Annotated in this window: 2 protein-coding genes; both read left to right on the forward strand. The window is 44.3% G+C overall.

From position 1 onward, the window contains the following. Positions 1–243: 243 nt before the first annotated feature. Positions 244–3207, forward strand: a complete 2964-nt coding sequence (locus tag U2P89_RS05725) for a SusC/RagA family TonB-linked outer membrane protein (protein ID WP_019537924.1) — start codon at positions 244–246, stop codon at positions 3205–3207. Between the two features lie 132 nt (positions 3208–3339). Beyond that, positions 3340–4971 carry a RagB/SusD family nutrient uptake outer membrane protein gene (locus tag U2P89_RS05730; protein ID WP_322190876.1) on the forward strand — a complete coding sequence of 544 codons (1632 nt, stop codon included), beginning with the start codon at positions 3340–3342 and terminating at the stop codon, positions 4969–4971. Positions 4972–5102 lie beyond the last annotated feature (131 nt).

A 5102-nucleotide genomic window follows, 5' to 3' on the forward strand; every position in this document is an offset into this window, starting at 1 on the left:
AATTTAAGAGAAGATATATGAATCAAGAAGAATTTAACAAATCTGGACTTTTCGTTCAGTTGTTATCAGCACCACAGTGATGATATGATGCGCAACCGTATTGTAAAAAACAGTCCCTATACAATACGGAACCAGGTTGGGGAGAAAAAGTAAAAAAGAAAAAAGATGAGCATGGATGGACTTGAATAAACAAGATCAGCCAATTTATTAATCTAAAAACTGAGAATCAAAAATTTTAATCGTATGAAAAGACTAAATTCCAATTTAGTAAAAGGAATTTTGTTTACATTTTTGTGGACATTTTCCTTATGTATGTTTGCACAGAATATTACCGTTACCGGGACGGTAACTGATACAAGTGGAGAACCGCTGATCGGGGTGACTATTCAGGCACAGGGAACTGCCAATGGTACTGTTACCGATATGGATGGTAATTTTACACTCAATGATGTAGCGCCGGATGGAATATTGGAGATTTCTTATGTAGGGATGGAATCGCAGGAAGTAGCCATAAACAGTCAGACTAACATTCAGATAACCATGTCGGAAGATACGGAACTGCTGGACGAAGTGGTGGTAGTCGGATATGGCACGATGGACAGGCGAGAAGTAACGTCTGCCATAAAAACAGTGAGTGCCCGTGATTTCAACCCGGGAGGTACGCGCAGTCCTCTGGATCTGATCCAGGGAAAAGTGGCCGGATTGAATATGACCCGGACGCAGGGAGCTAACCCCAATTCCGGCGTAGATATCCAGCTACGGGGAGTTACATCCCTTACCGGGACAAGAACTCCGTTAATTGTGATTGACGGTGTACCGGGAGGTAATCTGGATCTGTTGCAGCAGGATGATATTGAATCGTTCAATGTCTTAAAGGATGGTTCTGCCGCCGCTATTTACGGTACGCGGGCCAATGCGGGAGTTATTCTTATCACCACGAAAAAAGGACAGGCAGGGGAACCGCAATTCAACTATTCGACCTATCTGCAACATGACAGGGTGAGTGATAAGCCGGGTATTTTGAGCGCTACGGATTTCCGCGACCTGATCAGTCAGGGAGTAATCGATGCCGATCAGGATTTTGGTGCATCGACCGATTTATTTGATGAGCTGATCAATAAAAATAATCTGAGTCATTATCATAACTTCTCCGCGTCGGGAGGTACGCAGAATACCAATTACCGTGCCTCGGTTTTTTACAGTAACCTCGAAGGTATTGCCAAAGAAAATTCCCGTGAACAGTTCGGAGGGCGTATCAATATTAACCAGAAGGGGTTGCAGGACTTGTTGACGATGTCGTTGAATCTTGCCACGAACGTCAATAAGGCTAATATGCTGGGTGGAGCAAGCGGTGATTTCGAACAGGCTATTCAACGGAATCCAACAGCCCCTTTGTATAATGAAGACGGTAGTTTTTTTGAAACAGAAGCATTTAATAATTACAACCCGTTGTCCCGTCTGGCTAATCGTATTTCCGAGAGAAACCAGCAAACAACCTCTGCCGATCTCAGCCTGCAACTGCAGTTGACGAACGACTGGTCGGTTTCCGCCTTCGGTTCTTATTTACGTAATACTTACAATGACCGTTTTTATCGTTCCTCGGAAGATTGGGATAACCGTGTGGGAACGGAGTATCAGGGAATGGGATATGCTTCCAAATCGAATCATCTGGCCTGGACAAAAACTTTTGAAGCGACAACCGACTACCGGAAAACATTCAACGATATACATACGATTACGGCCATGGCAGGTTACAGTTATCAATATGAAACATTTGAAAATTTTAATGTAAACAATAGTGGTTTTACTACAGATGCTTTTCTGGACTGGAATCTCGGTGCGGGAAGCGCGATCAATGACACCAGTTTGCCGCGTCCGGGAATGGGTAGCGAAAAGCAGGATAATACACTGGTCGCCTTTTTTGGCCGTGTGAATTACTCTCTCGCGGATAAGTATTACCTGCAGGGAATTCTGCGACGGGAAGGCTCCTCCCGCTTCGGGGCGAATCACAAATGGGGTAATTTCCCGGCTGTGTCGGCCGGATGGACCATCAGCGAAGAAGAATTTATGGACGGTGTGGATTTTGTGGATGAACTCAAATTCCGTGTCGGATACGGCATTACGGGTAATCAGGGAATTCCCAATTATCAGTCATTGGTTACTTTGGGCACCGGGGGAGTATATCCTCAGAATGGCGTATATTATCAAACCTACGGTGCCGCCCGCAACCCGAATCCGGACCTTCGCTGGGAGCAGAAAGCCGAATTGAATTTTGGAGTAGACTTCGCTGTCCTGGAAAGGAGGATCAGCGGTTCCATCGATGTATATAACAGGAATACAAAGGATCTGTTATACAATTATAACGCACAACAACCACCGTATGTACGTGATCTGATATATACCAATGTGGGAACATTAAGGAATTCGGGGATCGAGTTTCAGATCTCTGCTATACCCCTACAACAGAATAATTTCAATTGGAATATTGATTTTACGGCAAATACCCAAAGTAACCGGTTGACGAAACTTTCCAGTGATCTGTATGAGGCTAATTGGCTCTCGTTCTACGGACTTCCTTCCCCGGGTAACTTAGGAGATGCATTCCGTCTGGAAGAAGGCGGTTCGGTCGGGAATTTCTACGGCAAGCGTTTTGCCGGATTTACGGAAGACGGAAAATGGCTGTTCTATAAACAGGACGGATCGACCGGAACAGCCACTGAAATGAGTGATGACGACCTGACTGTTATCGGGAACGGTGTCCCGAAATTTCAGGCATCACTCACGAACACCTTTACATATAAAAATTTTGACCTGACGTTTATGTTCCGGGGTAAATTCGGTTTTGATATCCTGAATTTGAAGGAACTATATTTCGGGAATAAAAAATGGCTGCCGAATAACCTGTTCAAGAGTGCTGTTACGAAACATGATCAATTAGATGATGATCCTCAATACTCAGACTATTATCTTGAAAAGGGAGATTTTGTGAAGCTCGACAATCTGACGTTGGGATATAATGTCCCATTGAATACCTCCTATATCCGGAATTTACGGGTTTACGTGACAGGAAAAAACCTGTTTACCATTACAGGATACAGTGGGTCGGATCCTGAATTGCAGGATACAGGATTTGAGCCCGGTGTGGATGCCCGGGACTATTATCCCCGCACACGCTCATGGTCTGTTGGATTGAATATTGGATTTTAACTGTAAAAAATCTAATGGAATAGAAAATAAAAAGTATTAATCATATGAAACGAGCATGATAATCATTATCACACAAGATCATGACTAATGCGAGTTCCATATGACACCATTGAAAATAAATATTTTAGTCATATGAAAAATAAAATATATCATATATCTGCTCTCATTTTGGCAGCGATACTCATGGCCGGAATGAATAGTTGTACCGATCTGGATGAGAATGTCTACAGTGAATTGCATGAGTCGAATTTCTATAATAACAGGTTGGAAGTGCTGCAAGCCGCTTTGAGGCCGTTTACACATATGCAGGCCTGGCTGGCGCCCACCGGTCAGAACGGATATTATTATCATGCAGAATTGTCGGCTGATCAGCTGGCATGGCCGCAGAAAGGGCGTCATGGATACGATGGCGGAGACCATTTCCGTCAGCACTACCATACATGGACAGCCAATGAAGGACGTATGCGTACGGCATGGACCCTGATGTGGACAGGGGTTGGTTATGTGAATGCTGCAATTATGGACCTGGAGGAGGTGGATTATGAAGCATTGGATATTTCCGAAGAAGAAATGATCGCCATTTTGTCCGAATTATATGTGTTGCGTGCTTTTCATTATATGAAGATCATGGAGCTATGGGGCAACGTGCCTATTATCACAGCCGTAGCGGAACCGATAAATCCGCCTACGCAATCGAAAGCCGAAGTGTTTGATTTCATTAAGACGGAACTGGAGGCACATGTGCCTAATCTTCTCCCCTATTCGGAAGAGTTGATAGGGCGTGTATCGCAAACCGCCGGATATGCTATGCTTGCGGAGTTATACCTGAATGCAGAGTACTTTATCGGAGAACCTATGTATGACGAATGTATTGCTGCTTGTGACAAAATTATCAGTGGGGAAGCAGGAGGTATTAATGGTACTCCTGAACTGGCATCTGACCTGTTGGAAACATTTTCCAATACCAATCAGAATGCAAGTGAGGCATTGTTCCAGTTCGCATTTAGTCGTTTAGGCGGATTTACATTCGATTGGGGTGGATTTTTTATGGGATATTCCAACATGAGCCGTGCGCTTAATGTCGGTTATTCCGGGAACAATGCCTTTGTGGTGATCCCGTCGGCATTCGATGCTTATCAGGATAATGATCTGCGTAAGGAAGAGTGGTTCTTGTTCGGCCCTCAATATGAATATGGTACAGATACTCCGATCTTAGGAACGGAAGAGTATAACGGGCAGCCGCTGATTTATGTAAATTCTATTCGTCGGGAAAGTCAGGGCGACCTTACCAGCGAAGGAGGAATGGATCAGGGAGAAGAGAACAGCGGAGCCCGGTTTCATAAATATAAGAGTGGAACGATAGATGATGAGGACTATCGCGAAAATCACTATATAATTTACCGGTTGACGGAGATTTACTTTAATAAAGCAGAAGCATTGATGCGGAAGAACAACGGCGTGGTCACACAGGAAGCCGTGGATCTGGTGAATGCTTCCAGAAAGAGAGCATTCACAGACGAAGATTGGGCAGAGGCACAATATACAACCTCTACCTTGACCATGGATGAGTTGCTGGCCGAACGCGGCAGGGAATTTATTTTCGAAGGAAAACGCCGCACGGATATTATCCGTTTCGGTAAATTCACGACCGGTAGCTGGTGGGATCATGAACCGACGAACGATCCGAATCGGGAAATCTATCCCGTTCCTCATACCCAGTTGGCTGCTAATCCGAATCTGGTGCAGAATCCCGGTTATGAATAAAATGTTTTGAAAACATAAAGCAATTAGCCAGGACAATCTGAATAAAAAATAACGTGGCGGAATAAAGCCACGTTATTTTTTGTATGTCGGGCATGGTATTAAGCTTGCAGGATGTAAGTTCCTGTATGTGC

It is taken from the genome of Proteiniphilum sp., assembly GCF_034331125.1.
Classification (GTDB): Bacteria; Bacteroidota; Bacteroidia; order Bacteroidales; family Dysgonomonadaceae; genus Proteiniphilum; species Proteiniphilum saccharofermentans.

Coding starts and splice junctions, on each gene's coding strand:
- U2P89_RS05725 (WP_019537924.1), top strand. CDS start 244: ATGAAAAGACTAAATTCCAATTTAGTAAAAGGAATTTTGTTTACATTT.
- U2P89_RS05730 (WP_322190876.1), top strand. CDS start 3,340: ATGAAAAATAAAATATATCATATATCTGCTCTCATTTTGGCAGCGATA.